The 25,691-nt window shown below is 67.9% G+C and carries 23 protein-coding genes and 1 pseudogene; 9 read left to right on the forward strand and 15 right to left on the reverse strand.

Features of this window, described 5'->3' with window-relative positions; translation table 11 throughout:
- Positions 1-219: 219 nt before the first annotated feature.
- Entirely contained in the window at positions 220-1,407 is a 1,188-nt protein-coding gene (locus IPJ87_10670) for an OmpA family protein (protein ID MBK7942317.1), read from the forward strand.
- A gap of 68 nt (positions 1,408-1,475) precedes the next feature.
- A complete protein-coding gene (locus tag IPJ87_10675) occupies positions 1,476-2,936 on the forward strand; it encodes a hypothetical protein (protein ID MBK7942318.1) in 1,461 nt (486 codons plus the stop codon).
- Positions 2,937-2,997: 61 nt separating this feature from the next.
- Here IPJ87_10675 and IPJ87_10680 read toward each other — a convergent pair whose 3' ends face one another.
- Positions 2,998-3,246, reverse strand: coding sequence for a DNA-binding protein (locus IPJ87_10680; protein ID MBK7942319.1), 249 nt, complete (start codon positions 3,244-3,246; stop codon positions 2,998-3,000).
- 107 nt (positions 3,247-3,353) lie between these two features.
- Between IPJ87_10680 and IPJ87_10685 the strand changes: the two genes are divergently transcribed.
- Positions 3,354-3,584 carry a hypothetical protein gene (locus tag IPJ87_10685; protein ID MBK7942320.1) on the forward strand — a complete coding sequence of 77 codons (231 nt, stop codon included), beginning with the start codon at positions 3,354-3,356 and terminating at the stop codon, positions 3,582-3,584.
- A complete protein-coding gene (locus IPJ87_10690; GenBank protein MBK7942321.1) occupies positions 3,581-4,897 on the forward strand; it encodes a hypothetical protein in 1,317 nt (438 codons plus the stop codon). Before IPJ87_10685 ends, IPJ87_10690 begins: the two co-directional genes overlap by 4 nt.
- A 28-nt stretch (positions 4,898-4,925) precedes the next feature.
- Here the strand turns inward: IPJ87_10690 and IPJ87_10695 are convergent, their stop codons facing one another.
- A complete protein-coding gene (locus IPJ87_10695) occupies positions 4,926-6,500 on the reverse strand; it encodes a hypothetical protein (GenBank protein MBK7942322.1) in 1,575 nt (524 codons plus the stop codon).
- A 192-nt stretch (positions 6,501-6,692) separates the two neighbouring features.
- Between IPJ87_10695 and IPJ87_10700 the strand changes: the two genes are divergently transcribed.
- Both IPJ87_10700 and IPJ87_10705 read left to right on the forward strand, forming a co-directional pair.
- Entirely contained in the window at positions 6,693-8,867 is a 2,175-nt protein-coding gene (locus tag IPJ87_10700) for a hypothetical protein (protein ID MBK7942323.1), read from the forward strand.
- A 16-nt stretch (positions 8,868-8,883) separates the two neighbouring features.
- Complete coding sequence (locus tag IPJ87_10705) at positions 8,884-10,242, forward strand: hypothetical protein (GenBank protein MBK7942324.1); 1,359 nt, start codon at positions 8,884-8,886, stop codon at positions 10,240-10,242.
- A 44-nt stretch (positions 10,243-10,286) separates the two neighbouring features.
- Here the strand turns inward: IPJ87_10705 and IPJ87_10710 are convergent, their stop codons facing one another.
- The 8 genes from IPJ87_10710 to aroB form a co-directional block, all read right to left on the reverse strand.
- Positions 10,287-10,493, reverse strand: coding sequence for a formate--tetrahydrofolate ligase (locus tag IPJ87_10710; protein ID MBK7942325.1), 207 nt, complete (start codon positions 10,491-10,493; stop codon positions 10,287-10,289).
- A gap of 78 nt (positions 10,494-10,571) precedes the next feature.
- Entirely contained in the window at positions 10,572-10,655 is an 84-nt protein-coding gene (locus tag IPJ87_10715; GenBank protein MBK7942326.1) for a formate--tetrahydrofolate ligase, read from the reverse strand.
- 77 nt (positions 10,656-10,732) lie between these two features.
- On the reverse strand, positions 10,733-10,861 hold the full coding sequence (locus tag IPJ87_10720; GenBank protein ID MBK7942327.1) for a formate--tetrahydrofolate ligase: 129 nt from the start codon (positions 10,859-10,861) through the stop codon (positions 10,733-10,735).
- Positions 10,862-10,894: 33 nt separating this feature from the next.
- Positions 10,895-12,571, reverse strand: coding sequence for a formate--tetrahydrofolate ligase (locus tag IPJ87_10725; GenBank protein ID MBK7942328.1), 1,677 nt, complete (start codon positions 12,569-12,571; stop codon positions 10,895-10,897).
- Between the two features lie 60 nt (positions 12,572-12,631).
- Entirely contained in the window at positions 12,632-13,030 is a 399-nt protein-coding gene (locus tag IPJ87_10730) for a GxxExxY protein (GenBank protein MBK7942329.1), read from the reverse strand.
- Positions 13,031-13,111: 81 nt separating this feature from the next.
- Complete coding sequence (locus IPJ87_10735) at positions 13,112-15,874, reverse strand: hypothetical protein (GenBank protein ID MBK7942330.1); 2,763 nt, start codon at positions 15,872-15,874, stop codon at positions 13,112-13,114.
- A 28-nt stretch (positions 15,875-15,902) separates the two neighbouring features.
- Positions 15,903-17,123 carry a hypothetical protein gene (locus tag IPJ87_10740; GenBank protein MBK7942331.1) on the reverse strand — a complete coding sequence of 407 codons (1,221 nt, stop codon included), beginning with the start codon at positions 17,121-17,123 and terminating at the stop codon, positions 15,903-15,905.
- Positions 17,095-18,186, reverse strand: coding sequence for a 3-dehydroquinate synthase (gene aroB / locus IPJ87_10745; GenBank protein ID MBK7942332.1), 1,092 nt, complete (start codon positions 18,184-18,186; stop codon positions 17,095-17,097). Before aroB ends, IPJ87_10740 begins: the two co-directional genes overlap by 29 nt.
- A 94-nt stretch (positions 18,187-18,280) precedes the next feature.
- On the opposite strand from aroB, the gene IPJ87_10750 reads away from it, so the two are divergent.
- Positions 18,281-19,501 (forward strand): proline dehydrogenase family protein, encoded by a 1,221-nt coding sequence (locus tag IPJ87_10750; protein ID MBK7942333.1) that lies wholly within the window; start codon positions 18,281-18,283, stop codon positions 19,499-19,501.
- 253 nt (positions 19,502-19,754) lie between these two features.
- On the opposite strand, the gene IPJ87_10755 is transcribed toward IPJ87_10750, so the two are convergent.
- Positions 19,755-20,516, reverse strand: a complete 762-nt coding sequence (locus IPJ87_10755; GenBank protein MBK7942334.1) for a hypothetical protein — start codon at positions 20,514-20,516, stop codon at positions 19,755-19,757.
- Between the two features lie 86 nt (positions 20,517-20,602).
- On the opposite strand from IPJ87_10755, the gene IPJ87_10760 reads away from it, so the two are divergent.
- Complete coding sequence (locus tag IPJ87_10760) at positions 20,603-20,800, forward strand: hypothetical protein (GenBank protein MBK7942335.1); 198 nt, start codon at positions 20,603-20,605, stop codon at positions 20,798-20,800.
- 1 nt (position 20,801) lies between these two features.
- Here IPJ87_10760 and IPJ87_10765 read toward each other — a convergent pair whose 3' ends face one another.
- The 4 genes and pseudogenes from IPJ87_10765 to IPJ87_10780 form a co-directional block, all read right to left on the reverse strand.
- Positions 20,802-21,179, reverse strand: coding sequence for a hypothetical protein (locus IPJ87_10765; protein ID MBK7942336.1), 378 nt, complete (start codon positions 21,177-21,179; stop codon positions 20,802-20,804).
- A complete protein-coding gene (locus IPJ87_10770) occupies positions 21,179-22,399 on the reverse strand; it encodes an alanine dehydrogenase (protein ID MBK7942337.1) in 1,221 nt (406 codons plus the stop codon). Before IPJ87_10770 ends, IPJ87_10765 begins: the two co-directional genes overlap by 1 nt.
- Positions 22,396-22,818: a tRNA (adenosine(37)-N6)-threonylcarbamoyltransferase complex ATPase subunit type 1 TsaE gene (tsaE, locus tag IPJ87_10775; GenBank protein MBK7942338.1), complete on the reverse strand. Its 423-nt coding sequence runs from the start codon at positions 22,816-22,818 to the stop codon at positions 22,396-22,398. The genes IPJ87_10770 and tsaE overlap by 4 nt, the downstream gene beginning before the upstream one ends.
- A 3-nt stretch (positions 22,819-22,821) precedes the next feature.
- Positions 22,822-24,379: pseudogene (locus IPJ87_10780) on the reverse strand (PglZ domain-containing protein).
- Positions 24,380-24,455: 76 nt separating this feature from the next.
- On the opposite strand from IPJ87_10780, the gene IPJ87_10785 reads away from it, so the two are divergent.
- Positions 24,456-25,676: an HD domain-containing protein gene (locus tag IPJ87_10785; GenBank protein MBK7942339.1), complete on the forward strand. Its 1,221-nt coding sequence runs from the start codon at positions 24,456-24,458 to the stop codon at positions 25,674-25,676.
- The last annotated feature ends 15 nt before the right edge of the window (positions 25,677-25,691 follow it).

Below are 25,691 nucleotides of genomic sequence, written 5' to 3' on the forward strand. Positions count from 1 at the left end.
CCGAGTGGCGAGTGGCGAGTAGCGAGTGGCGAGTGCTGCCCGCAGGCCCAGCGCACCGAGTGGCGAGTGGCCGCCCAAGCGGACTCGCCACTCGCTACTCGCCACTCGCTACTCGCCACTCGCCACTCGCCACTCGTCACTCACCACTCACGAAAGGTTGTTCATGATCCCCGCCGCGGACGCCGGGAAGCGGCCCTGGGGCCCGGGTAGTTTCGCCGCATGGTCCGTACCGCCCTCCTTCCCGCTCTGCTGGCCGCCGCGCCGCTGCTGGCGCAGACCGGTCTGCAACGCACACTGAACGCCGACACGATGCCGAACCTGGTGCCCAATCCCGGCTTCGAGGAGACCCGCCGTCTGCAATGCGCGTGGACACAGGACGCCACCAAGTTCAACGAGGAGGTGATGGTGGGCTGGACGAGCCCGACGGAGACGACGCCGGACCATTTCAGCATGCTCAGCGACCCAGGCTGCTGGAGCCACCCCGGCAAGCGCACGGACGGGCGCGCGCGTCCCCACGGCGGCGTGGCGATGGCGGGCATCAAGACCTGGGGCCGGGGCAACACGCCCACGCACTGGCACGAGTACCTGCAGATCGAGCTGGCCGCGCCGCTGGAGGCCGGGGTGCGCTACGTGGCCGAATGCTGGGTGATGCGCGCCAGCTTCAGCAACGAGGCGAGCAACAACATCGGCCTGCTGCTGGCCACGGAGCCGATCCGCTCGCGCGACTGCCTGCCGCTGTACATCACCCCCATGGTGAACGAGGACAAGCTGGTGAAGAAGAGCGGCTGGCACAAGGTGAACGGCGTGATCGAGGCCGCGGGCGGCGAGCGCTTCGTGCTGGTCGGCAACTTTTACAGCGACGAGGCCACGCAGCATGAGCGCTTTCCCGAGGGCGAGCGCGGCGCCTACTACTTCGTGGACGATGTGAACGTGCGGGTGGCGCCGCCGGGCAGTGCGTTGAGCCCCAAGCCCAGTGAGAGCGTACCGCCGCCGCCCAAGGTGCGCGTGGCCGACCACGCCGGCACGGCCCAGGTGGAGCTGCCACGCGTGGAACCCGAGGTGGGCAAGAGCATCGTGCTGGACCATATCTTCTTCGACTTCGACAAGGCCGATTTGAAGCCCGAGAGCCACGCCGAGCTGGAGAAGGTGGTGCACCTGCTCACCGACTACCCGCACATGCGCATCGAGATCGGCGCGCACACCGACGACCAGGGCAGCGAGGCCTACAACATCCGCCTGAGCAACGACCGCGCAAAGGCCGTGGTGGACCATCTGGTGAAGCAGAAGGTGGACGCCGACCGGCTGAGCTGGAAGGGCTACGGCAAGAGCCGCCCCGTGGCGGACAACAGCAGCGAGGAGGGCCGCGCGCGCAACAGACGCGTCGAGTTCACGGTGCTGGAGCGGTGATCGAGATGCCTGATACCTTCACGCGCCGCCGGTCGTATACCGTCGCCCCATCCATCATGCGCCGCTCCATGCTCGTCACTTTCTTGTTGAGCACCAGCGGGACCATCCTCGCCCAGACCTTTCTCCAGGTCGGGCAGGACATCGATGGCGAGGCCCCGTACGACGGCTCCGGCGTGAGCGTGGCCCTCTCCGCGGACGGCCTGCGGGTGGCCGTGGGTGCGCCGAGCAACAGCGGCAACGGCATGGCGGCGGGGCATGTCCGGGTGTTCGACGACCTGGGCGGCACCTGGGTCCAGGTGGGAGCCGATCTCGATGGCGTCGCCGCAGGCGACGCGTTCGGGTACGTGGTCCTCTCTGGGGACGGCACCCGCCTGGCCGTCGGCGCACCGCGGAACAATGACAACGGAAGTGATGCCGGACATGTGCGTGTGTTCGATGAGAACGGCGGGACCTGGACGCAGGTCGGCGTCACCATTGTTGGTGAAGGGGCCACGGAGTGGTGTGGACAGGCCATCGCCTTGAGCGAGGACGGCACGCGTCTGGCCGTGGGCGCGCAGCTGAACGACGATGGCGCGTACCAAGGCGGGCACATCCGCGTGTTCGACGAGGTGGCCGGTGCCTGGGTGCAGGTGGGGCCCGACATCCTGGGTCAGACCCCGAACGGTGAACTGGGGAAGGCCCTCGCGCTCTCGGCCGATGGTCAGCGGCTGGCCACCTATGCGGACGGGAACGTTCGGGTCCTATCGTTCAACGGCCTTGCCTGGGTGCAGGTGGGTCCGGACCTGATCGGGGAAGCGCCGGGCGATGGGTTCGGCTGGTCGATCGCCCTCTCGGCCGATGGCACCCGGCTGGCCGTGGGCGCTCCGTTCAACGACGGCAACGGCGCCGATGCGGGGCATGCACGGGTGTATCACGAGAGCGGCGGGCAATGGACCCAGGTGGGCGCGGATCTTGACGGTCCCGCATTCGATCACTGGGCAGGGTTCAAGGTGGCGCTCACCGCCGATGGAGGCCGCCTGATGGTGAGCGAGCCATACGAACCGGGCAGCACGAACCAACCCGGGCAGGTGCGTGTGTTCGAGGAGGTCGCCGGAAACTGGGTGCAGCTCGGCCCGGCCATCGTGGGCGAAGCCCCCGCTGACTATGCGGGGTCGGGGCTGGCGTGCTCCACCAGCGGCCATCGCATCGCGGTGGGCGCCCACTGGAACGATGATGGCGGCGACAACTCCGGTCACGTGCGTGTGTTCCAGCTCGACCTCGAGAACCTCGTCGATCAGCCCTCCCTGGCCGATGCCGTTCGTGTGCTGCAGGGTCCTGACGGCGCCCGGGTGCATGTGGTGCACGACCGGCCCACCCTGCTGCGGATGTTCGACGCGCGCGGCGCCTGCGTGCTGGAGCAGAACCTGCCTTCCGGTGGCGGGGTCGTCCACCTGGGAGCTCGATCATCGGGCCTCCATGTCGTCGAGCTGCGCACCGTGGATCCGGCCGGCAGCGTCCACAGGGCGCGGATCTTGCACCTTCATCCTTGAAAGAGAAAGGGACCGCATGGTCCCTCTCCCTTCCCGCTTCGCAGCGGTCGTGCCGCAACCCTCACGCAGGTTCCTCTTTCAGGATCCGGTTCGCGATGTCCAGGATGCGCGTGTCGTCGAGCGACACCACGCCCCCGTCCGTGCCGGGCTCCAGGTGCACGCCCATGGGGCGCCCCTGCGGATGGCTGTAGCCCCCGAAGTAGTTCCACACCGTCTCCACGTTCAGGTCCAGCTCGCGGGCGATGCGGTGGATGCTGCCGTCGGGCAACTTGTCCTTGATCCTGCGCAGTTCATTGAAGGTGATGTTCATGTCAGGACGGATTTTGGTTGGGGACGCTGAAAGATAACCCCAAGAACGCTGGATCCCAAACGGCCGTTGGCATGGTGTTGGCGGGCGGGCGCTACCTTTCCGAGCGCATGCCCCGCGCCGCCGCCCTCGTCGTGCTCCTCGCCTGCGGGGCGGCCGTCGCGCAGCGCTTCATGGACCTCATCCGCCGTGGTCCGCTGGCTGTGAAGGGCCGGGGCGAGTTGCAGAGATCCTTCGTGGACCGCCTACAAGCCACCAGGTGCGCTGACGCGAAGCGTCGTTCACCCCATGCCGATCTGCTGCCTTATCACGCTGGTCACCTTGCCAACGCGTCCACATGAATACGATGCCAGCCCGCATCGTGCCGTTGGCCGCGCTGTTGCTGCTGGGCCCGGCGCTGTTCAACGGCTACCCCTTGGTGTACGCCGACACGGGCACCTACCTCACCAGCGGCTTCCAGCTGGGCATTCCGGCGGACCGGCCGCTGGGCTACGGGCTCTTCTGCCGCCTGTTCAGTGGCGACGGCCTCAGCCTGTGGGGCGTGGTGATCGCGCAGGCGCTGCTCACGGCCGTGGTGCTCGTGCACGCGTGGCAGGTGCTGGTGGGCCGTCGCTGGGGGCTCTTCCTCGCCACCACCGCCCTGCTGAGCGCCACCACCGGACTGGGCTGGTATACGGGCCGCCTGCTGCCGGATGTGTTCACCCCGCTGGCGATCGTGTCCACCACCCTGCTCATGCTCACGCCGCTGTCGCGATCGTGGCGGCTTGGTCATGCAGCGGTCATCATCGTGGCCTGCATGACCCACTTCTCGCACCTGGTGATCGTGCCCGCCACGGCCGTGATCGCGCTGATGACGCAGGTTGTGCTGAACCGGAAGCGCCCGCTGCCTGCAGGAACCAGCGTGGTCATCGGAGCGGTCGCCTTGTCCGTGTTCGCGCTGGTGGCGAGCAACCGCTGGGCCGGGCGTGGATGGGAGCTCTCCCGTGGCACGCCGCTCTTCCTGCTGGGCCGTGTGGTGGATGCCGGTGCGCTGCCCGATGCGCTCGCACGCCACTGCCCCACCGCGCACTGGTCCCTGTGCGATGCGCCGGCGCCCGCCGACAGCCGGGCCCTGTTGTGGGGACCGGACGGCGCGGTGACGCGGGCGGGCGGATGGGACGCGTTCCTGCCCGAGGCCCGAACGATCACAGCAGTGCTGCTGCGCGACGATGCGGTGCGCGCCGCGCTATGGCGTTCGGCCTGGCGCGATGGCGCTGGGCAGCTCACGCGCCTTGGGGTGGGCGAGATCGCCTTCGCGTGGTACCGCAAGCCGGTGAGCCCGCCCTACCTCGCCGTGCAGCACGACGTCCCGCATGAGCTCGACGACTACCTCGCTTCCCTGCAGAACGGGGGGGCCCGCGGCGAACTTCAGCTGCGCGCCGTGGACCGCGCTCACACGATCGTGCTGGCGCTGGGCCTGCTGGGCCTGTTCGCGCTGCTGCTTCGGGGCGGGCTGCCCCCCGGGGAACGCACGCTGCTCGTCGTGCTCGTTCTGGGAACGCTGTTCGCTGCCATGAGCTGCGCCGCGCTCAGTCTGCCGGACCAGCGCTTTCTGGCGCGGGTATCGTGGTTGATCCCGTGGGGTGTGGTGGCGATCGCCGCAGGAAGACGATAGCTGCGCGCGGTACCTGCTGCGGTCCGGATCAACGCTGTACCACCAAGCGGGCAGAACGCACCTCGGTGCCCTGTGCGGCACGCAGCAGATATAAGCCCTCCCGCACGGCGCTCAGCTCGATCACCGGCGGCCACGGTGCGCTCCAGCGGTGCACCAGGGCCCCTTGCGTGTCCAGCAGAAGGAGCTCATCCAGGCCCGCGATCCCATCCACCTGAACGCGATCGGCGGCCGGGTTGGGGAACACCCGGAGCCCGGCGGTCACTGCGGGCGTCTCGCGCACCTCGGTGCCGATCGCGCAGGGGTCGGTCACGGTCCAGGTGATGGTGTCCGCGACGATCTGGGCGGTGATGTCCTCCACGATCGGGTTGAGCGCGAGATGCTCCATCATGGTGCTGAGCCCGTGCACGATGCTGTCGGTGAGGACCGGAGCGCTGCCACTTCCACACGGGAAGGCGCTCGCCGTATCCCAGCGGGCGAAGAGCGGGGTGTAGGTGTCGACGGAGGAAGCGTATCGAGCGCCGTACAACACCAGGTCCCCGTCGTCCAGGGTCAGGGCGTTCACCCGAAGAAGCAGTGCACTGTCGGGCACCAAGCGTGCCCAGGGTGCCGCCACGCCGCTGCTGTCGATCATGATCATGGCGCTACCGGACAAGGCGTTCACCCCAGCGCAGACGAGCAGGGAACCGCGTGGCGTACGGCACATGCTGCTGGCGACCTGGTAGGTGCTCGCCACCGGTGCCGCCCAGAGACGCGTATTGGAACCGACCGTTCCGTCCGCGGCCAGGCGGAACAGGACCGGCGCGCCATGGGTGATGCTGTCCTGGACCTGCTGCCCGGCCATCAGCTCCCACCCGCCGTCCGGCCGCTGCAGGGCCTCCTTGGGCCAGAGCTTCGGGCCTGTGAACAAGCGGCCCCATTCCACCTGGCCCAGGCTGTCCATCTTCACCACATGCATCGCCGAGAAGGCATTGCCGGCGATGTGCTGGCCGAGCACCAGAGTCCCGCCATCCGCTGTGTTCCGGACTTTCTGGTGGTAACCCCCCAGGCCGATGAACCGATCGCTCCAGGCCGCTTGAACCGCGCCATCCAGATCCGCGCGCAGGATCCAGGGCCATCGCTCGGTCCCTACACTGCACGAGCCGACAAGCAACAGCCTGTCATCCGCGACAGCGGCCACATCCCCGAACATTTCGTTCGTTCCGTTCGAGTAAAGGTTGGCCGCGGCGAGCTGTGCATTGGCATCCATGCGCACAACGAGGGCCTTCCACACAAAGCGGCCAACAAGCGCCAAGCCACCATCCGGAAGAACAGCAGCCCCTTCCAACCACAACGAAGGCGCCATGGACGGAAAGAGCAGATCGTTGGAAGCGAGCAATAGGCCCGCCGGGTCGTATTGGCGCACGTGCAATCGCGAACCCAACGGGATGACCTGTGTATCCCAACTGAGCCAAGCCATCCAGAGCCCGCCGTTGGGCAGGAGCCGTACCAAAGGCTCCACCGGGGAGATGGAATCGTTCGGTACATGGTGATGAACGAACTCCTGGCCGCGTGCGCTGTGCAGCCCGATCAGGACGATCAGGGTGATGAGAAGGCGATGACCCATGATCCCAAAGTATGCTGTACCGGAAGACGATGATCGGGCGCTCGGTTGCCGATGGCCGGTCGCGAAGGCGGGTCCATCCGCTCCGTGGAGCGCGAGGTGCGGCGGATGTCCGATCTTGGGCCGAGGGATGATCGGTTGAGGGCGCGGCCAACCCTAGCTCGATGACCACGTCTTCTCGGCAACATGACCCGCATGCGCACGACCTTCCTGCTTCCGATGGTGATCGTCTGGTCCGCGACCAGTGCCCAGTTGAGCTGCTCTTTCCTCATCACGCCGGAGAACTGCACGGAGGCCAATGGCAGCATCACCGCCCAGGTGGGGGGAGGCACCGCACCGTACAGCTATGTATGGTCGCCCGCTCCGCCGAACGGTCAGGGCACCGCGACCAGCAGCGGGCTCGCCGCGGGCGGCTACGACGTCACCGTGACGGATGATCTGGGCCTGCAGCAGACCTTCAGTGCGAACGTGCCGAACGACCCCACGATCGGGCCTGGCGGGCCGGGCACCTTGGCGGGCGCGGAGCCGTATGTGGGGCTTGGTGTGCCCTGCACCGGCCAGTGCAACGGAGCGATGGCGTTCCCGGCCTCCATGTTCAGCGGCACACCGCCGTACAGCTTCGATTGGGGTCCACCACAGGCGTACACCACCCAGGGTGATCCCATCTTCGTGGGTCTGTGCGCCGGTCAGAACTACCCATACATCGTGACCGATGCGCTCGGGTGCTCGAGCTTCGGCTACGCCGGGCCATTGCCCGAACTGGACACGGCCTGGTACTGGAGCATCGACCAGATCACACCGGCGAGCTGCGGCAACGCGGACGGCGTCCTCTACCTGACGCAGACCGATGCCTGGCCGGCCGACGTGCTGTTCTCGCAAGGCGGCCAAGTGGTGTTGAGCACCACCACCAACGGCACGATCACGAGCGCCATCGGGGGCTTGGCGGCCGGCGCCTATGAGGTCCTCTTCGACTACAACGCCAGCGGTTGCACCAGCTCCCTCACCTTCACCATGCCCGAGGTGGGCCCGGGGTGCGGGAGCGTGGCCGGCGTCCTGTTCGCGGACACGGACACGGATTGCCTGCAGGACGGTGGCGAGCCGGGCATCCCCTACCGCACGCTGCAGGTGGACCCTGGCGCTCAGCTGGCGATCACCAACACGGATGGCCAGTTCACCGTGGAGCTGGTGGACGGAGCCTACACCCTCACCGTGCTCGACCCCACGGTGGAGCCGGCCTGTCCGCAGACGGAGCCGATCCCCTTCACCGTGAGCGGAGGAGTGACCACGCTCGACATCGGCGCCACGGCCGATGCACCGATGGACCTCGCGGTGACGGCGGTGAACAACGCGGCACGCCCGGGCTTCGGGCACACCGCCTGGGCGCAGGTCACCGAACTGGGAGGCACCGGCAGCGGCACCATCACCGTCACGGCCCAGGTGCTGTACCCGCTCACCTTCGCCGGCGCGATCCCCGCACCCACCAGTGTGCTGTCCAACCAGGTCAGCTGGGTGCTGCCGGCCCTCGCACCGTTCTCCACCCTCCACGTGCAGGTCACCGCCACGGTGGATACGCAGGCGCCCCTTGGGGCTACGGCCGAGATCGTGTTCACCGCCGTGAACGACGGTCCGGAGACCAACACGGCGAACAACAGCTGGACCTCCACGCGCACCATCACCGGGGCCGTCGACCCCAACGACAAAACGGCCTTCACCAGCACGCGCCAGAGCGTCGGCGAGTACATCCTGGCCCAGGACGAATGGGTCGACTATGTGATCCGCTTCCAGAACACCGGCACGGACACGGCCTTCACCGTGGTGATCACCGACACGCTCGCGGCCGAGCTGGACATGACCACGTTCGAGCAGGGAGCGGCCAGCCATCCGTTCACCGTGAGCTTCAAGCCCGACCGTGTGGTGGAATGGCGCTTCGCGAACATCCTGCTGCCGGACAGCAACGTGAACGAGCCGGCAAGCCACGGCGCGGTGGGGTTCCGGATCCGTCCGCACCAACCGGTGGTGGCCGGTACGGTGCTGGCCAACGCGGCGGACATCTTCTTCGACTTCAACGCGCCCGTCCGCACGAACACGAGCACCCTGGTGGCCACGGTCGGCACCGGGGCGCATGAGCATGAAGAGGCTCCAATGCTGCTCTTCCCCAACCCTGCGAGGGACCGGATCACCATTCGTTCCCTCGCGCCCCTGGAGCATCTGCAGGTGATGGCGCCGGATGGGCGGGTCGTTCTGCAGCGCCGCCTCGCCGGGGAACGCGCAGAGGTGGACCTTCGTGGACTGGCGCCCGGTGCCTACCAGGTGATGGTCACGGGGATCGACGGGCGGAAGCGGTCGCGGTCCATCATCGTGGAGCGGTAGCGCATCTTCGCGGGCGATGCCCGCGCTTCATCCGCTCCTCCGCGATGGCCTGGCGATACTGCTGGCCACCGTCGGTGTGCTCAGCATCGCGCTGGTGAACGGCTATCCGCTGGTCTATGCCGATACGGGCACCTACCTGGCGAGCGCGTTCGAGGGCCTGGTACCGCTGGACCGTCCGTTCTGGTACGGGGCCTTCATCCGGGGCCTGAGCTTCGGCGGCGCCACGCTCTGGCCCGTGGTGGTGGTGCAGGCGCTGCTGTGCGCGATCGCCGTGTGGCGCATCGCCCGGCTGCTGCTGCCCGCACGGACCGCGGCGACCGCGACCGTGGTGTCGTGCGTCGCGCTCGGGCCCTTCACCGGGTTGGGTTGGACCGCCGTGCAGTTGATGCCGGACATCCTCACCGCAGTGGGGGCCGTGAGCATCGTGCTGCTCGTCCTGCAGCGCGAACGGTGGCCATGGCGGACCTACGATTTCGCGCTGGTGATCCTGGCCTGCTGGTGCCACCTCAGCAACCTGGTGATCCTGCCCTTGGTGGCTGTGGTGGCCGTGCTATTCACCCCGCGCCCGCGGCGGCAGGTGATCCTGCAGGCCGTGTCGGTGACGGTGTGCGCGTGGTGCGGGCTGTTCGCGGCCAACGGTCTGCTCACCGGCACGCCGCATGTGAGCCGCGGCAGCCATGTGTTCCTCATGGGCCGTCTGGTGGACGCAGGTCTGCTGCGACCGTGGCTGCAGGAGCACTGCACCACCGAGCACTACGGCCTATGCGCGTACCTGGACAGTATACCCACCACGAGCCGCGCCTTCCTTTGGTATCCGGAGAGTCCCCTGCAGCGCCAGGGTGGCTGGGAGGTCACGCGTGCGGAGTACGGACGGATCGTGTGGGGGACTCTCACCGAACCCAAGTACCTGTGGGGCCATGTGCGGGCCAGCCTCGTCTCCACGGCCGAGCAGCTCCGCGCCACCGCGCTCGCCGACGGGGTGGTGAGCCCCTGGTTCGGCGACCCGTCCACACCGCCCTACCAGCGGGTGGAACAGCATGTGCCGCATGAGCTGCCCGCCTTCCGGAGCACCTGGCAGTCCACCGCGCGCGGGCGGGTCCCCACGGCCGTGTTCGACGCGGTGCATGCCCTGCTGCTGGCGCTGTCGGCCATCGGAGGGCTGGTGGTGCTATCACGCCGGCGGACAGCGCCCGTGGTGCGCGCGGCGGTGCTGCTGGCCTTCGCGGTGGTGCTGATCGGGGCGTGGGCCTGCGCCAGCCTCAGCGTGGTGGATGCGCGGTACCTGGCACGCGATGCGTGGCTGCTGCCGGTGGTGGTGGGGCTGGGGGTGTGGGCGCCCCGCAGCGAGGTCGGCCCCACATCCGCGAAGTGCTGATCGCGACCGGATAAGCCACCACAGCCCGGTTGCCCGTGCGATGCTCAGCTCACCCCCCTGATCACGCCGTTGGCATCGATGTCCATGCCTTCGGCGGCGGGCACCTCGGGCAGGCCGGGCATGCGCACGATCTCGCCGCAGGACCTGTCCCGCGACAGCAGGATGGGTACCACGAAGCCGGCGCCGGCGCTGATCTCGATGTCGCGCACGGTGATGCGGCGGTTCACTTCAGGTAGGCCCGGCATGCGCATGATCTCGCCGCAGGACCTGTCCCGCGACAGCGGGATGGGTACCACGAAGCCGGCAAAGGCCGGATGCCTGTGCGATGCTCAGCTCAACCCGCTGATCACGCCATTCGCATCGATGTCCATGCCTTCCGCCGCCGGCACTTCAGGTAGGCCCGGCATGCGCATGATCTCGCCGCAGGACCTGTCCCGCGACAGCGGATGGGTACCACGAAGCCGGCAAAGGCCGGATGCCTGTGCGATGCTCAGCTCAAGCCGCTGATCACGCCATTCGCATCGATGTCCATGCCTTCCGCCGCCGGCACTTCAGGTAGGCCCGGCATGCGCATGATCTCGCCGCAGGACCTGTCCCGCGACAGCGGGATGGGTACCACGAAGCCGGCAAAGGCCGGATGCCTGTGCGATGCTCAGCTCAAGCCGCTGATCACGCCATTCGCATCGATGTCCATGCCTTCCGCCGCCGGCACTTCAGGTAGGCCCGGCATGCGCATGATCTCGCCGCAGATGGGCACTACGAAGCCGGCGCCGGCGCTGATCTCAATGTCGCGGACGGTGATGCGGAAGCCGGTGGGCGCGGCGCGCAGCTCCTTGTTGTCGCTGAAGCTGTACTGCGTCTTGGCCATGCAGATGGGCACGCCGTTGAGGCCGAGCTTGTCGATGCGGCGCAGCGCGGTCTCGGCATCGTTGCTGTAGTCCACGCCGTCGGCGCGGTAGATCTCGCGGGCGATGGTCTCGATCTTCTGCTTGATGGAGCCGTTGAGGTCGTAGAGCGGCTTGAAGTCGCTCTTGCCCTCCTCGATCACGCGCAGCACCGCAGTCGCAAGATCCGTCATGCCATCACCGCCTTTCGCGAAGCCCTGCGCGAGCACCGCTTCGGCACCGCGTTCCTTGCAGTAGGCTTTGATCATGTCGATCTCCTCGGTCGTGTCCGTGGGGAAGTGGTTGATGGCCACCACGGCCTTCACGCCGAACTTCGTCACGTTCTCGATGTGGCGGCCCAGGTTGGTCAGGCCGGCCTTCAGCTTGTCGGGTGCGGCGGTGTTCACCTCCTTCACGTCCACCCCGCCGTGGTAGCGCAGCGCGCGCACCGTGGCCACGATCACCGCAGCGCTAGGCCTCAGGCCCGCAGCACGGCACTTGATGTCGAAGAACTTCTCTGCACCAAGGTCCGCGCCGAAGCCGGCCTCCGTCACCACGTAGTCGCCGAGGCTCAGGCCCATTTGGGTGGCGAGCACGCTGTTCACGCCCTGCGCGATGTTGGCGAAAGGACCACCGTGCAGGATGGCGGGATTGCCCTCGAGGGTCTGCACCAGGTTGGGCTTGATGGCGTCCTTCAGCAGGATGGCCATGGCGGCCTCGGCTTTCAGATCGCGCGCATAGACCGGTGTGCGGTCCCAGCGCTGGCCCACGTAGATGTCGCCGAGGCGCTTCTTGAGGTCCTCGAAGCTGGTGGCGAGGCAGAGGATGGCCATCACCTCGCTGGCGGGGGTGATGTTGAAGCCGTCCTGCCGGGGCACGCCGTTGCCGGTGCCGCCCAGGCCAATGGTGATGTCGCGCAGCGCGCGATCGTTCATGTCCATCACGCGCTTCCAGGCGATGGTGCGCGGATCGATGTTGAGCGAGCGCTTCCGGTTCTGCAGGTTGTTGTCGATCAGCGCCGCGAGCAGGTTGTTGGCCTTCTCGATGGCCGCGAAGTCGCCGGTGAAGTGCAGGTTGATGTCCTCCATGGGCACCACCTGCGCGTAGCCACCACCGGCCGCGCCGCCCTTCATGCCGAACACGGGGCCGAGCGACGGTTCGCGCAGCACCACGATGCTCTTCCTGCCGAGCTTGTTCAGTCCTTCGTTCAGACCGATGCTGGTGGTGGTCTTGCCTTCGCCGGCCGGGGTGGGGCTCAGGGCCGTCACCAGGATGAGCTTGCTCTTCGCAAGCTTCTTCCCGTCGATGAGCGACAGTGGCAGCTTGGCCTTGGTGCGGCCGTAGGGCTCGATGAGCTCGGGGTCGATGCCGAGCTTCTGGGCGATCTGGGCGATGGGCTTCAGCTGCGCGTTCTGGGCGATATCGAGGTCGGAAGGGAAGGCCATGGTCGGGTTGTTAGCTGCGAATAAACCGCAAAGGCGCGAAGGCGCAAAGAACAGGAGGCCTCACGGTTGAGCCGCGTCCTCGGCAAGCTGATGAACGACGCGACGGATGCCCGTTTTCAACAAAGCCTCATTGAAGTTCACCAATAGGCCCAGTCGAGCCCCAGTGAGCTTCAGGTAGGTGAGCACCTGGGCCAAGTGGACATCGTTAAGCCCATCGCAAGCTTTCACTTCGACCACCACCTTGTCCTCGACGATGAGGTCAAGTCTGTATCCTCGGTCGAGTCGTTCTCCGCGATAGTTCACGGGCAAGGCGCGCTGCTGCACGAACGACACGCCACGGTGCCTGAGCTCCGCGGCCAGACAATGCTCATCGATGTTCTCGAGCAGGCCAGGACCCAGCGCTTTATGCACCGTCAAGGCCGCATCCACCACTACCCTGCTGATCTCGTTCTCTGACATGCATCGAAGCTGGTCACCGCGGCCATGGTGGTGGCATTCACATTCCTTCGCGCCTTGGCGGCTTTGCGGCCCATCCCTCACTCAACGCACCACCACCCGCCGGGCCTGTGCCGCTCCGGATGCCGTGTGCACCTGCATCAGGTAGGTCCCGGGGCCCACGCGGGCGCCAAGGCCGTTGCGCAGGTCCCACCGCCAGGTATGGTGGCCGGGGCTCAGTGCACCGAGGTCGCGCTCAAGCACCCGGGCGCCCTTCAGGTCGAACACCGTGATGTGCACACGGTCGGTGGCGGGCAGATGGAGCTGCAGCGCCACATGGTCCTCGGCCGGGTTGGGGAACGGTTCACTGAGACCGGGCCCCGCCACGGCGGGCACATGAACGGGCGCGGCGGGCAGGTTGGCCGTGTACACGCCGTTGCCGTGGGTACCGGCCACGATGCGGCCGTCGCTGCCGCGGGCGGTCACCATGTTCACCGGCACGTTGCCGATGGTCGAGGGCCCCTCCTGCTCCCACACGGTGTTGTCGCCATCGAGCTGCTCGGTGCTGTACAGGCCGGTGCTGGTACCCACGAAGTACCGGTCATCGGTGCCGTTCCAGGTGGGGTAGATCATGGCCCAGAACACCGCGGGCCCGCTGCCGGTGCCATCGGGGTTCTCCTCCAGATTGCCGCTCACGCTGGTCCAGGTCTGCCCACCGTCGGTGCTGTGCCACACGCTGCGGGTGTTGTAATTGCTCAGCGTGGCGAGCCATTCATCGCCGTTGAAATCGTTCGGCGCCACACAGCTCACATACTTCCCGTTCCACACCCCGCCGGCCGGGGTGATGTCGGTGCGCACGGGCGTGGCGTCCAGGCTGTCCAGGCGGAAGACGCGCCCGGCCGTGGTGCCGTAGAACAGCGTGTTGGGCGCGTCAAGGCTGATGTCGAGGCTGGCGATGCGCAGGCCGGCGACCGTGCTGGCGGGGAGGTCCTCCCAGTTCATCGTGTCCTTGTCGTACCACTCGTCGGTGTAAGGGATCGCTGCCAAGCCGGTGTTGCGCCACAGTTTGGACCCGCTGATCATGTAGAGGCGATCGTTGTCCGCGGGGTCCAGAATGAACGCGTTGATGAAGTTGTAGTTGGTGGTGCCGCCCACCGGATCGATGCGCTCATAGGCCAGGATGTCGCCTTGGTCGTTGATCTGCTTCTTGTAGATGCGCCCCTGCTGGCTGCTGGTGAGCATGAAGGGGCGGCCTTCGGGTATGGCGCAGAAGGCGCCGTCGTCGATGTGCACATAGCGGAAGTTCTCGGCGGGGTCGGTGCTGATGGCCAGCCAGCAGCCGTTGTCCTGCGTGCCGCCGAGGATGAAGGGGCTGGTGGCGGCGCCCTCCTCGATGTGCACGGTGTAGAACTGGCTGCTGATGTAGCCGTCGTTGCGCGTATGCCACACGAGGCTGTCGGCCAGCGCATCGAAGCAGACGCTCACGCCGCCATCGCTGCCGCTGAGGAGGGTGCCCGGGTTGCCCGGCATGAAGGTCATCCAGTGTTGGTCGGGATGGTGTCCGGGGTAGACGTAGTCCTTCGGGTCGACGGTGTTGCAGCGGTAGCCGCCCACCCAGTCGGTGTTGTTCGGCGAAGCGAACGCATCGGTGCTGCGGTAGATGTTGGTGCCCCCGATGTACAGCACGTCGGCCTGCGTGGGATGCACGGCGATGCACATGTCATAACCGCCTTGTGTGTTGATGGGCGCGAAGTTGAACGTGAAGTAGCCGGTGCAGCTGCCGTTGGGCAGGTTGAACGTGCGGTTCTCCCAAAGGCCGTCCGCACCGGCGCCATTGCCGCTCAGGTAGGTGTACTTCCACAGGCCGTGGCCCTGCACGCCGGCGTTGGGCGTTTCGCCGAACCAGAACACCACGTTCTCATCCTGCGGGTCCAGCGCCATCACCCAGCGCTCCTTGTTGCTGTTCATGTTGCTCGGGGTGATGTTCGTCCAGGAGAGCCCGTCGGTGCTGCGCCACATGCCCTCCGCCGGGCTGTTGTTGCCGAGGTAGGCGTAGAAGACGCCGGTGGAGCTCACGCGGATGTCGGTGTAGAGCGAGGTGTTGCTGTTGGTGCTGTCGAGGCCGAGCACGGCATGCCAGCTCGCTCCACCGTCGTTGCTGCGGAAGATGCCGTTGTACACCGCGGCGAGCACCACGTCGCTGTCGTTGCGGGTGGGATCGATCACGATCTGGTTCACCTGCTTGAAGCTGCCCGTCCGGTTCTCGATCTCGGGGTCGCCGGCGATGGTGCTCGGCAGGTGGGTCCAGTTCTGGCCGCCGTCGGTGCTCTTGAAGATGCCGTCGCCGGCCAACAGGCTGCTGAAGCTGGCGTGGCTCATCACCCCGTAGTTCTCGCCGGTGCCGAAGTACCAGGTCTGCTCATGGCCGGCGCGGGTATCCTGCGCCAGGCTGCTCACGCCGGTCATGGCGTCCAGGGGGCTGGTGCGGGTCCAGCTGAGGCCGGCGTCGGTGCTGCGCCACAGTCCGCCGGTGACGCTGCCGGCGAGCCAGATGCTGGTGTCGGTGACGTCGACGGCGAGGGCACGGGTGCGGCCACCGCGGTCGCGCGGGCCCAGGAAGGTCCAGCTGAGGCTCTTGTGGGTGCGTTGGGGCAGGGTGGCGGCGAAGGCGAGCTCACGGCGGCGGATGTCGGGCGGCAGCAGGCCTGTGGCGGGATCGCGCAGCCGCTCCAGCTGCCAGGCGCGCAGGCTGTGGGGCGCACCGGGGTTGCCCAGGCTCATGGCACCGCCCGCGGTACGGGCTTCGGGACGCGGAAGGGCCAGCACCACGGCCCACAGGGCGGCGGCGGCAAGGATCAGCTTGTTCATGCGGAAGTCGGTAGGCCAAGGTAGGGCCTCACCCCTCCACCCGGAAGCCCGCCGCCCGCAGGTCGTCCCAGAAACCGGGATAGCTCTTGCGCACCACCTCCGGATCATGGATGCGCACGGGACCGGCCACCAACGACAACGGAGCGAGGGCCATCGCCATGCGGTGGTCACCCTGCGGATCGAACACATGCTCACCGGGTGCACGCAACTTCACCGATCGTTCGATCCGTAGACCGTCCGCGCCGACCCGTTGCGCGGACCTGTCCAGCACCTGCAGCGCCGCTTCCACAGCGGCCACACGATCGCTCTCCTTCAGGTGCAGGTTGTGCATCCCGGTGATCGTGATCGCCGAGCCCAGCCCCGCGTGCGTCAAGGCCAGCGGCTGGAAGAGGTCGGGCGTGGCCGTGAGGTCGATCACCGGCTCGATGCCCTCCGTCAAGCGCCGCGAGCGCAGCAGCAGCCCCTGCGGGGTGGCGGTGGCGGTCACGTGCTCCTGCCAGAGCCGCACGGCCGCGGCATCGCCCTGCAGCCCATCATCGACCAGGCCTTCGAGCAGCACCTCGGCATCGCGGGCCAGCGCCACCACCTGGAACCAGAAGGCCGCTGCGCTCCAGTCGCGCGGCACGGAAAAGGGCTTCGGGGCGACCCCGCCCGGCATCACGCGGATGTGCGTGTCGCCCACCTCCACCGCGGCGCCGAAGTGACGCATCACCTGCGCCGTCATCTCCACGTACGGGCGGCTCAGCTGGGCGCCCTGCCACTGGATGCGCAGCCCTTCCTCCATCCACGGACCCACGAGCATCAGTGCACTGAGGTATTGGCTGCTCGCTGGCGAATCGAAGGTGACGGTACCACCGCGCAGCCGGCGGCCCACGACGTGGAAGCCGTTGGCCAGCCCGTTCACCTGAGCGCCGACGGCCGTCAGGGCCTTCACCAGCGGGGCGTGCGGTCGCTCCAGCAGGGCGCGGTCGCCGGTCACCAGGCGTTCCTCTCCTTCCTGCATGGCGGCCCAGGCCAGGGCGAAGCGCAACGTGGTGCCGCCGAGGCCGCAGGACATCACGGCCGGTCGATCGCGCAGCAGGCCGTGGAGCAGGCGCGTGTCGTCGGCATCCCCGGGCTCGGGCACCGCGCCCAGATCACCGGCCAGGGCGGCGGCCACCAGCGCGCGGTTGGCCACGCTCTTGCTGCGCGGCAGGCGGACGGTGGCGCGGATGCGGCGCTCAGGCGCTGCGACGGTGAGGGTCTGCATGGTGCACGAGCAGGCGGTAGTGGTCCAGCGCGTCGGCCACCAGCGCGGCGTCCACGGGCACGTCCACACGCCCGCGTCCGATGGCCTCCAGCAGCGTGAAGCGGAAGCCGCCGTCGCGGTTCTTCTTGTCGTGGGCCATCAGTTCCAGGATGCGGTGATGGTCGATGACGTTCAGGGAGAAGGGGCGGTAGCGCTCCAGCAGCACGGCGACGATGGCATCGCAGCTGGTGCGGTCCAGCAGGTCGAGGCGCCAGCTGAGCCAGGTGGCGCACACCATGCCCACCACCACGGCCTCGCCATGCAGCAGGCCGCGCTGTGGACCCTCGCCACTGAAGGACTCCACGGCGTGGCCGATGGTGTGGCCGAAGTTGAGCAGGCGCCGCGGGCCGTGCTCCTCGGGGTCGGCGCTCACCACCGCGCACTTGAGGGCCGCGCTGCGTTCCACCAACGGGGCCAGGGCCTGCAGGTCGTGCCAGGGCGCGGCCACCACGGCGTGCCAGTGCTCGGCGTCGGCCACCAGGCCGTGCTTGAGCATCTCGGCCACCCCGTTCAGCAGCTCGCGCTTGCCCAAGGTGCGCAGGAAGGGCGGATGCACGTACACGCCTTCGGGCTGCCGCACCAGGCCCACCAGGTTCTTCACGCCGTCGAGGTCGATGGCGGTCTTGCCGCCGATGGCGGCATCCACCATGCCCATCAGGCTGGTGGGCAGGTTCACCACGCGCAGGCCGCGCTTGAAGGTGGCGCCCACGAAGCCGGCCAGGTCGGTGACCACCCCGCCGCCGAGGGCCACCAGCACGGCGCCGCGCTCGATGCCGAGGCCGGCCAGGTGGCTCCACAGGGCGTGGCAGGTGCCGATGCCCTTGCTGGCCTCCCCGGGTGGCACCGCGATGCTGGGCGCCTCGCGCAGGCCGGGCACCAGGGCCAACAGTTCGGGCAGGCAGTGGCGCAGCGTGTTCTCATCGCCCACCACCACACGCTGTGCGCCCCGGGCCTCGGTGGCCAGCCAACGGTCCAGTGCGCCGAGGGCACCGGCGCCCAGCACCACGGGGCGGCCGACGGCCATGACGGAACGGGGGGCCGGGTGCGGGCGTGCCATCCTACATTCGCACCCGCTCCGGGGTGCCTTTTCAAAGGAACGGAACTCCGGCCAGCGCGCCATGGGAAACACCCTGTCCGACCCGCCGCGGACCGCCCGGCCCGGCACCCTGCCCGACCTCACCAACACGCGCATCGCCTTCCGGCAGTACACGGAACGCGGCCTGTTGCGCGCCTATTGGCTCTTCCGCATCATCGGGGTGCCGTGGATGAACGTCACCGGCCGCGTGCTGAGCCAACTGGCGATCCAGCTGCATCTGCCGATCAAGGGTCTCATCAAGGCCACCATCTTCAAGCACTTCTGCGGGGGCGAGACCATCGAGGAGAGCCTGGTGACGGCGCAGAAGCTCGGCGATGCCGGCCTGGGCACCATCCTGGACTACAGCGTGGAGGGCCAGGAGGATGACGCCTCGCTGGACCACAGCACCGACGAGATCCTGCGCACCATCGCCATGGCCGCCAAGCGCAAGGATATCCCCTTCAGCGTGTTCAAGCCCAGCGGGATCGCGCCGCTGGCCATCTGGGAGGCGGTGAGCGAAGGGCGCACGCTGAGCGCCGCGGAAGCGCACGAATGGACCCTCGTGCAGGGACGCATGGAGCGCATCTGCGCGGCAGGAGCGCAGGCCGGCGTACCCGTTCTGGTGGATGCCGAGGAGAGCTGGCTGCAACCGGCGATCGACGAGCTGGTGGAACGCATGATGGAGCGATTCAACCGCGCGCGGGCCATCGTGTACAACACCGTGCAGCTCTACCGGCACGACCGGCTGGCCTTCCTGAAGGCCGCGGAGCAGCGCGCGGCAGCGGGTGGCTACCACCTAGGGATGAAACTGGTGCGCGGCGCCTACATGGAGAAGGAGCGCGAGCGAGCCGCGTTGAACGGCTACGCCTCCCCCATCCACGCCGACAAGGCGGCGGTGGACCGCGACTACGACGAGGCCCTGCGCCATTGCGCCGACCGGTTGGACCATGTGGCGGTGATGGTGGGCACGCACAACGAGCGCAGCACCCTGCTGATGGCCGAACTGATGCGGGAGCGCGGCCTTCCGACCAACGACCCGCGCGTGTGCTTCGCGCAGTTGCTGGGCATGAGCGACAACATCAGCTACAACATGGCCGATGCGGGCTACCGCGTGGCCAAGTACGTGCCGTACGGACCGGTGCGCGAGGTGCTGCCCTACCTCATCCGCCGGGCCCAGGAGAACACAAGCGCCGCCGGACAGATGGGGCGCGAGCTGAAGCTCATCGTGGCGGAACGGAAGCGCCGCGCGCGCGGAGGGAGGTGAGGTGGGAGCATGTGCTCCTTTGCGCATCCCGCTGAGGGGGGACAGGTCGTGACCATTGGTCCCCATGTGCGTCCAGGCATGAGCACCCCTCCTACGCGTGGAACGCTCCGCGCGTCGAGCAAGGAGGGGCCGGGGAGGTGGCAGATCAGAACCGCCGTGACCCCGAAGCAAGCGGAAACCTCCCCGTACCCCTCCATCTGCGGAGCAGCGAGCGATCGCGGCCCAGGAGGGGGGCTTGATCATATAAGCTCCCCTACCACCCCGTCGTGAGCAAGCGTCGTGCACCGGCGATCCCGCATTTCTGATAGTTGTGGTAGGCGGCGGCGGCGCGTTCGCGCACGTGTTCCGCGGTCTCGTGCCGCACCCATCCGTCCAACGCGGCGCGCAGGGTGTAGGCCTCCGGCGCCATCAGGCCGGTGGTCCACAGCAACGGTGTCGCTTTTGTGGCGCGCAGCGGCTCCTGGAAATACGAGCGGCTCACACAGGCCAGGATGATCACCTCCCGCGTGTTCGAGGGCGGGCCGGAAAAATCGCGGTCCAGGTGGAAGTCCATGAGCCCATCATGACCGGTATAGGCCACCAGATGCGCGGCACCCCCGGCCCGCACCACTTCACCGTTCACGTTCACGGTGCGCACCCCGGCGCCGCTGGCGTAGCGCAGCAGGTCCTCGGTGGCCTCGCGGATGTGGCGGCCGTCGTAGGCCTCGGCGATGAGCACCACGGCGCTGTCGCGGTGGCGCCAGGCGACGCGCTCCAGGATGTGGGCCTCGGGCGCCCGGTCGCAGGGCACGCGCGTCCACTCCGCGGCTTTGTTGAAGTGCGTCCGCACACCGAAGGCCGCGCCCCAGTAGAGATTGCCGGCAGGGTCCTGGCCGTTGCCCAGGTGCGTCGGCACCTTCACGATGCCCTGGTGCACGTTGTCGCAGAGGGCCACCAGCACATGCACCACCCGCGGCTCACGGGCCATGACGTGGAACGACAGACCCACGAGCAGGGTGAGGACGGGCAGGCGCATGAGGCGGGAACGCACCGGGGCAGTCCCGTGGTATGCGGTGATGCCGGTCACGCACGTTCCAGGCCGGACGGCCGCACCTTTGCGGCATGGGACGGCGAACGCTCTGGACGGTGGTGGCGGTGCTGCTGGGTGCCGCGGCGGGCTACGCGTGGTGGAACTGGTACGGCTGCACCAACGGCTGCCTGATCACCAGCGTGTGGTGGCGCAGCAGCCTCTACGGGGCGGTGATGGGCTACCTGACCCTGGGCCTCGTATGGCCCGATCGCCCCACGACCGATCAGTGACTCACTGCACCCGCACGAGGGTGGCGGTGCTGTCGCGGCGGTGATCCTCGAACACCTGCACCTCCAGGGTGACCGTGTCGGGGTCCATCGGGGTGCGCAGGGTGTAGAAGAGGCTGTCGCCGCTGCGGCGTGTGCGGGGCAGCAGCACCTCGCTGCGGGGGATGGCGCGCCGCACAACGTCCAGGTCCATACCACGCGCCTGCAGGCCGGCAAGGGCCTCCGGGGTGCTGCGCACCAGGGTGGCGGCCACGCGCAGCTTGATGCGCTCCCTGGGCGTCCACGCAGCGTTGGTGAGGCGCTCGCCGAAGGACCACCACGCGAACACGCCGCCGATGAGCAGCCCGACCGCGTAAAGCAGGAGTCGGCGAGGGAGGGTCATCAGAAGGCCGCCAACAGGATGTCGAGGTCCTTGTACGGAAGCTTGAAGGCTTCGCCGAGGATGGGGCTCGTGAGCGAGCCGTTGTAGAGGTACACGCCGTGGCGTAGGCCGAGGTTGGTCTTGATGAGCTCCTCGAAGCCGCCCTTGTCGCCCATGCTGAGCAGCAGCGGGCCGAAGATGTTGCTGAGGGCGTAGCTGGCGGTGCGGGGCACGCGGCTGGCGATGTTGGGCACGCAGTAGTGGATCACGCCGTAGCGCTTGTACACCGGATCCGTGTGGGTGGTCACTTCGCTCGTCTCGAAGGTGCCGCCGCGGTCGATGCTGATGTCCACGATCACCGAGCCCGCTTTCATGTCGCGCACCATCTCCTCGGTGACCACCATGGGTGTACGGCCTTGCTCGGGGCGAAGGGCACCAATGGCCACATCGGCCTGCTTGAGGGCCTTCTGCAGCTCCTCGGGCTGGATGACGCTGGTCCAGAGGCGGTGGCCCAGGTCGTTCTGCAGGCGGCGCAGGCGGTAGATGCTCTTATCGAAGAGCTTGACGCTGGCACCGGTGCCCAAGGCGGCGCGGCAGGCGAACTCGCCCACGGTGCCTGCGCCGATGATGACGACCTCGGCGGGGGCCACACCGCTGATGCCGCCGAGCATGAGGCCGGGGCCGCCCTTGTCGGCGCTCAGGTACTCGCCCGCGATCTGGATGCTGGTGGTGCCGGCGATCTCGCCCATGGCGCGCACGATGGGGTAGATGCCTTCGCGGTCCTTGATGAAGTCCCACGCCACGGCGGTCATGCGCTTCTCCATCATGCGGCGCAGGGTGTCCTTGGGCTGCACGGTGAGCTGCAGGGCGCTGATGAGGATCTGTCGGTGGCGCAGCATCTCGATCTCGCGATGGCTGGGGGGTGCCACCTTCAGGATGAGGTCGGCCTTGAAGACCTCCTCGGCGCTCTCCACCACCTGGGCGCCGGCCTCGCTGTAGTCGCTGTCCTGGAACTGCACGGCGCGGCCGGTGTCGCGCTCGATCACCACTTGGTGGCCGCGGCCGGTGAGCACCGCCACGCTCTGCGGGGTGAGGGGCACGCGGTGCTCCTGGAAACTGGTCTCCTTGGGGATGCCGATGAAGAGGCTCTTGCGGCGGCGGCCCACGTCCAGCACCTCCTCCTGGGGCAGGAGGGTGACCTCGCGCGCCAGCTGCTTGAGGAGTTCGCTGCTGCTGCTCATGGCTCCAGGTGGATGGCGCGGGTGCCGTCGGGGATCACCTCGAAGCGCACCTGCACGGTGTCCGGCGGCAGCTGCCCCTTGGCCAGCTCGGGCCATTCCACGAAGCAGTAGCTGCCGCTGTCGATGTACTCGCCGAAGCCGATGCCTTCGAGCTCTTGGGCGTCGGTGAGGCGGAAGAGGTCGAAATGGTAGACCGGCCCGCGGCGCTCACTGCGGTACTCGTTCACCAGGGCGAAGCTGGGGCTGGTGGCTTCGTCCTCCACGCCCAGCTCGGCGCAGAGGGCCTTGATGAGGGTGGTCTTGCCGGCGCCGAGCTCGCCCCGGAAGGCGAAGACGCGGCGCTGCGGACAGGCGTGCAGCATGGCGGCGGCCAGGTCGGCGGCCTCCTCGGGGCGCTGCATCACGAGGATCGTGCTCATCGCTCAGCGGGGGTTCAGCACCACCACCGGCACCATCATCTCCTCCATCGAGATGCCTCCGTGCTGGAAGGTGTGGCGGTAGTAGTTGACGAAGTGGTTGTAGTTGTTCGGATACACGAAGAAGGCGTCCTGCTTGGCGAAGATGAAGGTGGTGCTCACGTTCGCCTTGGGCAGGAAGGCCTTCGCCGGGTCCTTCACCACCAGCACGTCGCGCTCCTCGAAGGTGAGGTTGCGGCCGTGCTTGTAGCGCAGGTTGGTGTTGGTGTTGCGGTCGCCCACCACCTTGCTGGGGCTCTCCACACGGATGGTGCCGTGGTCGGTGGTGATCACCAGGCGGCCCTTGCGGGCGGCGATGCCCAGCAGCACGTCGCGCAGCGGGCTGTGCTCGAACCAGCTCTTGGTGAGGCTGCGGTACGCCGCGTCGTCCTCGGCCAGCTCGCGGATCACCTCCATCTCCGTGCGGGCATGGCTCAGCATGTCCACGAAGTTGTAGACGATGACGTTGAAGGCGTTGCCCATCAGGTTGTCGATGCTCTCGGCCAGCTTGCGGCCCTGCGCCAGGGAGGTGATCTTGTGGTAGCTGTGCTTCACGCCCTTGCCCAGGCGCTGCAGCTGGGCGGCCAGGAACTCCTCCTCGTGCGCGTTCTTGCTGCCCTCGGCGTCCTCGGTGAGCCACTTGCCGGGGAACCGCTTCTCGATCTCGCTGGGCATCATGCCGGCGAAGAGGGCGTTGCGGGCGTACTGCGTGGCGGTGGGCAGGATGCTGAAGAAGAGGTCCTGCTCCTCCACGCGGAAGTGCTCGTTGAGGATGGGCTCCAGCACGCGCCACTGGTCCAGCCGCAGGTTGTCGATCAGCACCATGAACAGCGGGGCCCGCTTCTCATCGATCAGCGGTGCCACCTTGGCCTTGATGAGCTGGTGGCTCTGCAGGGGCACATCGTCGCCCTTGCCGTTCACCCAGTCCACGTAGTTGCGCTCCACGAAGCGGCAGAACTGGTCGTTGGCCTCGCGCCACTGGCTGCGCAGGATCTCGGCCATGCCTGGGTCGGCGTTGCGGTTCAGCTCCAGCTCCCAGCGCACCAGTTCCTGGTACAGGGCCTTCCAGTCGCTCGTGCTCAGGCGGTCGCCCAGGCGCATGCCCAGCTGGCGGAACTGCTGCTGGTAGTCGCTGGTCACCTTCTCGCTCACCAGGCGGCGGCCGTCGAGGTGTTTCTTCAGCGCCAGCAGGATCTGGTTGGGGTTCACCGGCTTGATCAGGTAGTCGCTGATCTTTGCTGCCGATGGCCTCCTCCATGATGTGCTCCTCCTCGCTCTTGGTGATCATCACCACGGGCGTCTGGGGGCGCAGGCCCTTCACGCGGGAGAGCGTCTCCAGCCCGCTGAGGCCGGGCATGTTCTCGTCCAGGAACACGATGTCGTACTCCTTGGCGCCCACCTTCTCCACGGCGTCGAGGCCGTTGTTCACGGTGTCCACCGTGTAGCCCTTCTCCTGCAGGAACATCACATGGGGACGAAGGAGGTCGATCTCGTCGTCGGCCCAAAGGATGTTCACCTGCATGATCGGGGGGTTGCGCCGCCGGGCGGCTATTTTCGGCCCGTGAAGGTACGGCGGTGGCGCCGACCCTCCGCCTCCCCGCGTGGCCCGCAAGATCCTCAACGACCCCATCTACGGGTTCATCACCGTGCCGGACGCGCTGGTGCTGCGGCTCATCGACCATTCGTGGTTCCAGCGACTGCGCTACATCAAGCAGCTGGGGCTGTCGCACCTGGTGTACCCCGGGGCGCTGCACACCCGCTTCCACCACGCGCTGGGGGCCATGCACCTCATGGGCCAGGCCATCGAGGTGCTGCGCGGCAAGGGCCACGCCATCAGCGAGGCCGAGGCCCAGGGCGCCGCCATCGCCATCCTGCTGCACGACGTGGGGCACGGCCCCTTCAGCCACGCGCTGGAGACCAGCATCGTGCAGGACGTGGGCCACGAGGCGGTGAGCGCCCGTGTGATGGACGCGCTGGACGCGGAGTTCGGCGGCGCGCTGCGGCTGGGCCTGGCCATCTTCCGCGACGAGCACCCCCGCCACTTCCTGCACCAGCTGGTGAGCAGCCAGCTCGACGTGGACCGGATGGACTACCTGAACCGCGATAGCTTCTACACGGGCGTGAGCGAAGGGGTGATCGGCGGCGACCGCATCATCAAGATGCTGGAGGTGGTGGACGACCGCCTGGTGGTGGAGGAGAAGGCGATCTACAGCATCGAGAAGTTCATCGTGGCGCGGCGCCTCATGTACTGGCAGGTGTACCTGCACAAGACGGTGGTGAGCGCCGAGGTGATGCTGGTGGAGGCCCTGCGTCGGGCGCGCGACCTGGCCGAGGGCGGCGCCGACCTCTTCGCCAGCCCGGCCCTGCTGCGGTTCCTGCGGGGGCGGCACCAGCTGGGCAGCTTCGACGACCCGGCGGTGCTGGCCGACTTCCTGCGGCTGGACGACCACGACATCATGGGCGCGGTGAAGGTGTGGGCCCAGCACCGCGACCCCGCCCTGGCGCGCCTCTGCGCCGACATCGTGGAGCGGCGCACCTTCCGCATCCGCCTGCAGGACCGGCCGTGGGACGAGGAGCGGCAGCAGGAGCTCAAGGCCACCGTGGCGCGCACCCTGGGCATCCCCCTGGCCCAGGCGGACCACTTCGTGCTGCACGGCCGCATCGTCAACAACGCCTACGACGACACGCGGCAGCGCATCGAGCTGCTGTACAAGGACGGCGGCCTGCGCGACATCGCGGCGGCCAGCGACAACTTCGGCATCCAGGCCATGGCGCGGCCGGTGGAGAAGTGGTATTTGGCGTGGCCCAGGTGGGTGGGGTGAAGGTGAGCAGTGACT

The sequence above is a fragment of the Flavobacteriales bacterium genome (assembly GCA_016713875.1).
Taxonomy (GTDB): Bacteria; Bacteroidota; Bacteroidia; order Flavobacteriales_F; family PHOS-HE28; genus PHOS-HE28.

Coding starts and splice junctions, on each gene's coding strand:
- IPJ87_10670 (MBK7942317.1), top strand. CDS start 220: ATGGTCCGTACCGCCCTCCTTCCCGCTCTGCTGGCCGCCGCGCCGCTG.
- IPJ87_10770 (MBK7942337.1), bottom strand. CDS start 22,399: ATGAGCAGCAGCAGCGAACTCCTCAAGCAGCTGGCGCGCGAGGTCACC.
- tsaE (MBK7942338.1), bottom strand. CDS start 22,818: ATGAGCACGATCCTCGTGATGCAGCGCCCCGAGGAGGCCGCCGACCTG.
- IPJ87_10730 (MBK7942329.1), bottom strand. CDS start 13,030: ATGTCAGAGAACGAGATCAGCAGGGTAGTGGTGGATGCGGCCTTGACG.
- IPJ87_10700 (MBK7942323.1), top strand. CDS start 6,693: ATGCGCACGACCTTCCTGCTTCCGATGGTGATCGTCTGGTCCGCGACC.
- IPJ87_10705 (MBK7942324.1), top strand. CDS start 8,884: ATGCCCGCGCTTCATCCGCTCCTCCGCGATGGCCTGGCGATACTGCTG.
- IPJ87_10715 (MBK7942326.1), bottom strand. CDS start 10,655: ATGCGCATGCCGGGCCTACCTGAAGTGCCGGCGGCGGAAGGCATGGAC.
- IPJ87_10690 (MBK7942321.1), top strand. CDS start 3,581: ATGAATACGATGCCAGCCCGCATCGTGCCGTTGGCCGCGCTGTTGCTG.
- IPJ87_10765 (MBK7942336.1), bottom strand. CDS start 21,179: ATGACCCTCCCTCGCCGACTCCTGCTTTACGCGGTCGGGCTGCTCATC.
- IPJ87_10695 (MBK7942322.1), bottom strand. CDS start 6,500: ATGGGTCATCGCCTTCTCATCACCCTGATCGTCCTGATCGGGCTGCAC.
- IPJ87_10675 (MBK7942318.1), top strand. CDS start 1,476: ATGCTCGTCACTTTCTTGTTGAGCACCAGCGGGACCATCCTCGCCCAG.
- IPJ87_10685 (MBK7942320.1), top strand. CDS start 3,354: ATGCCCCGCGCCGCCGCCCTCGTCGTGCTCCTCGCCTGCGGGGCGGCC.
- IPJ87_10710 (MBK7942325.1), bottom strand. CDS start 10,493: ATGCGCATGCCGGGCCTACCTGAAGTGAACCGCCGCATCACCGTGCGC.
- aroB (MBK7942332.1), bottom strand. CDS start 18,186: ATGGCCGTCGGCCGCCCCGTGGTGCTGGGCGCCGGTGCCCTCGGCGCA.
- IPJ87_10750 (MBK7942333.1), top strand. CDS start 18,281: ATGGGAAACACCCTGTCCGACCCGCCGCGGACCGCCCGGCCCGGCACC.
- IPJ87_10740 (MBK7942331.1), bottom strand. CDS start 17,123: ATGCAGACCCTCACCGTCGCAGCGCCTGAGCGCCGCATCCGCGCCACC.
- IPJ87_10735 (MBK7942330.1), bottom strand. CDS start 15,874: ATGAACAAGCTGATCCTTGCCGCCGCCGCCCTGTGGGCCGTGGTGCTG.
- IPJ87_10680 (MBK7942319.1), bottom strand. CDS start 3,246: ATGAACATCACCTTCAATGAACTGCGCAGGATCAAGGACAAGTTGCCC.
- IPJ87_10725 (MBK7942328.1), bottom strand. CDS start 12,571: ATGGCCTTCCCTTCCGACCTCGATATCGCCCAGAACGCGCAGCTGAAG.
- IPJ87_10755 (MBK7942334.1), bottom strand. CDS start 20,516: ATGCGCCTGCCCGTCCTCACCCTGCTCGTGGGTCTGTCGTTCCACGTC.
- IPJ87_10760 (MBK7942335.1), top strand. CDS start 20,603: ATGGGACGGCGAACGCTCTGGACGGTGGTGGCGGTGCTGCTGGGTGCC.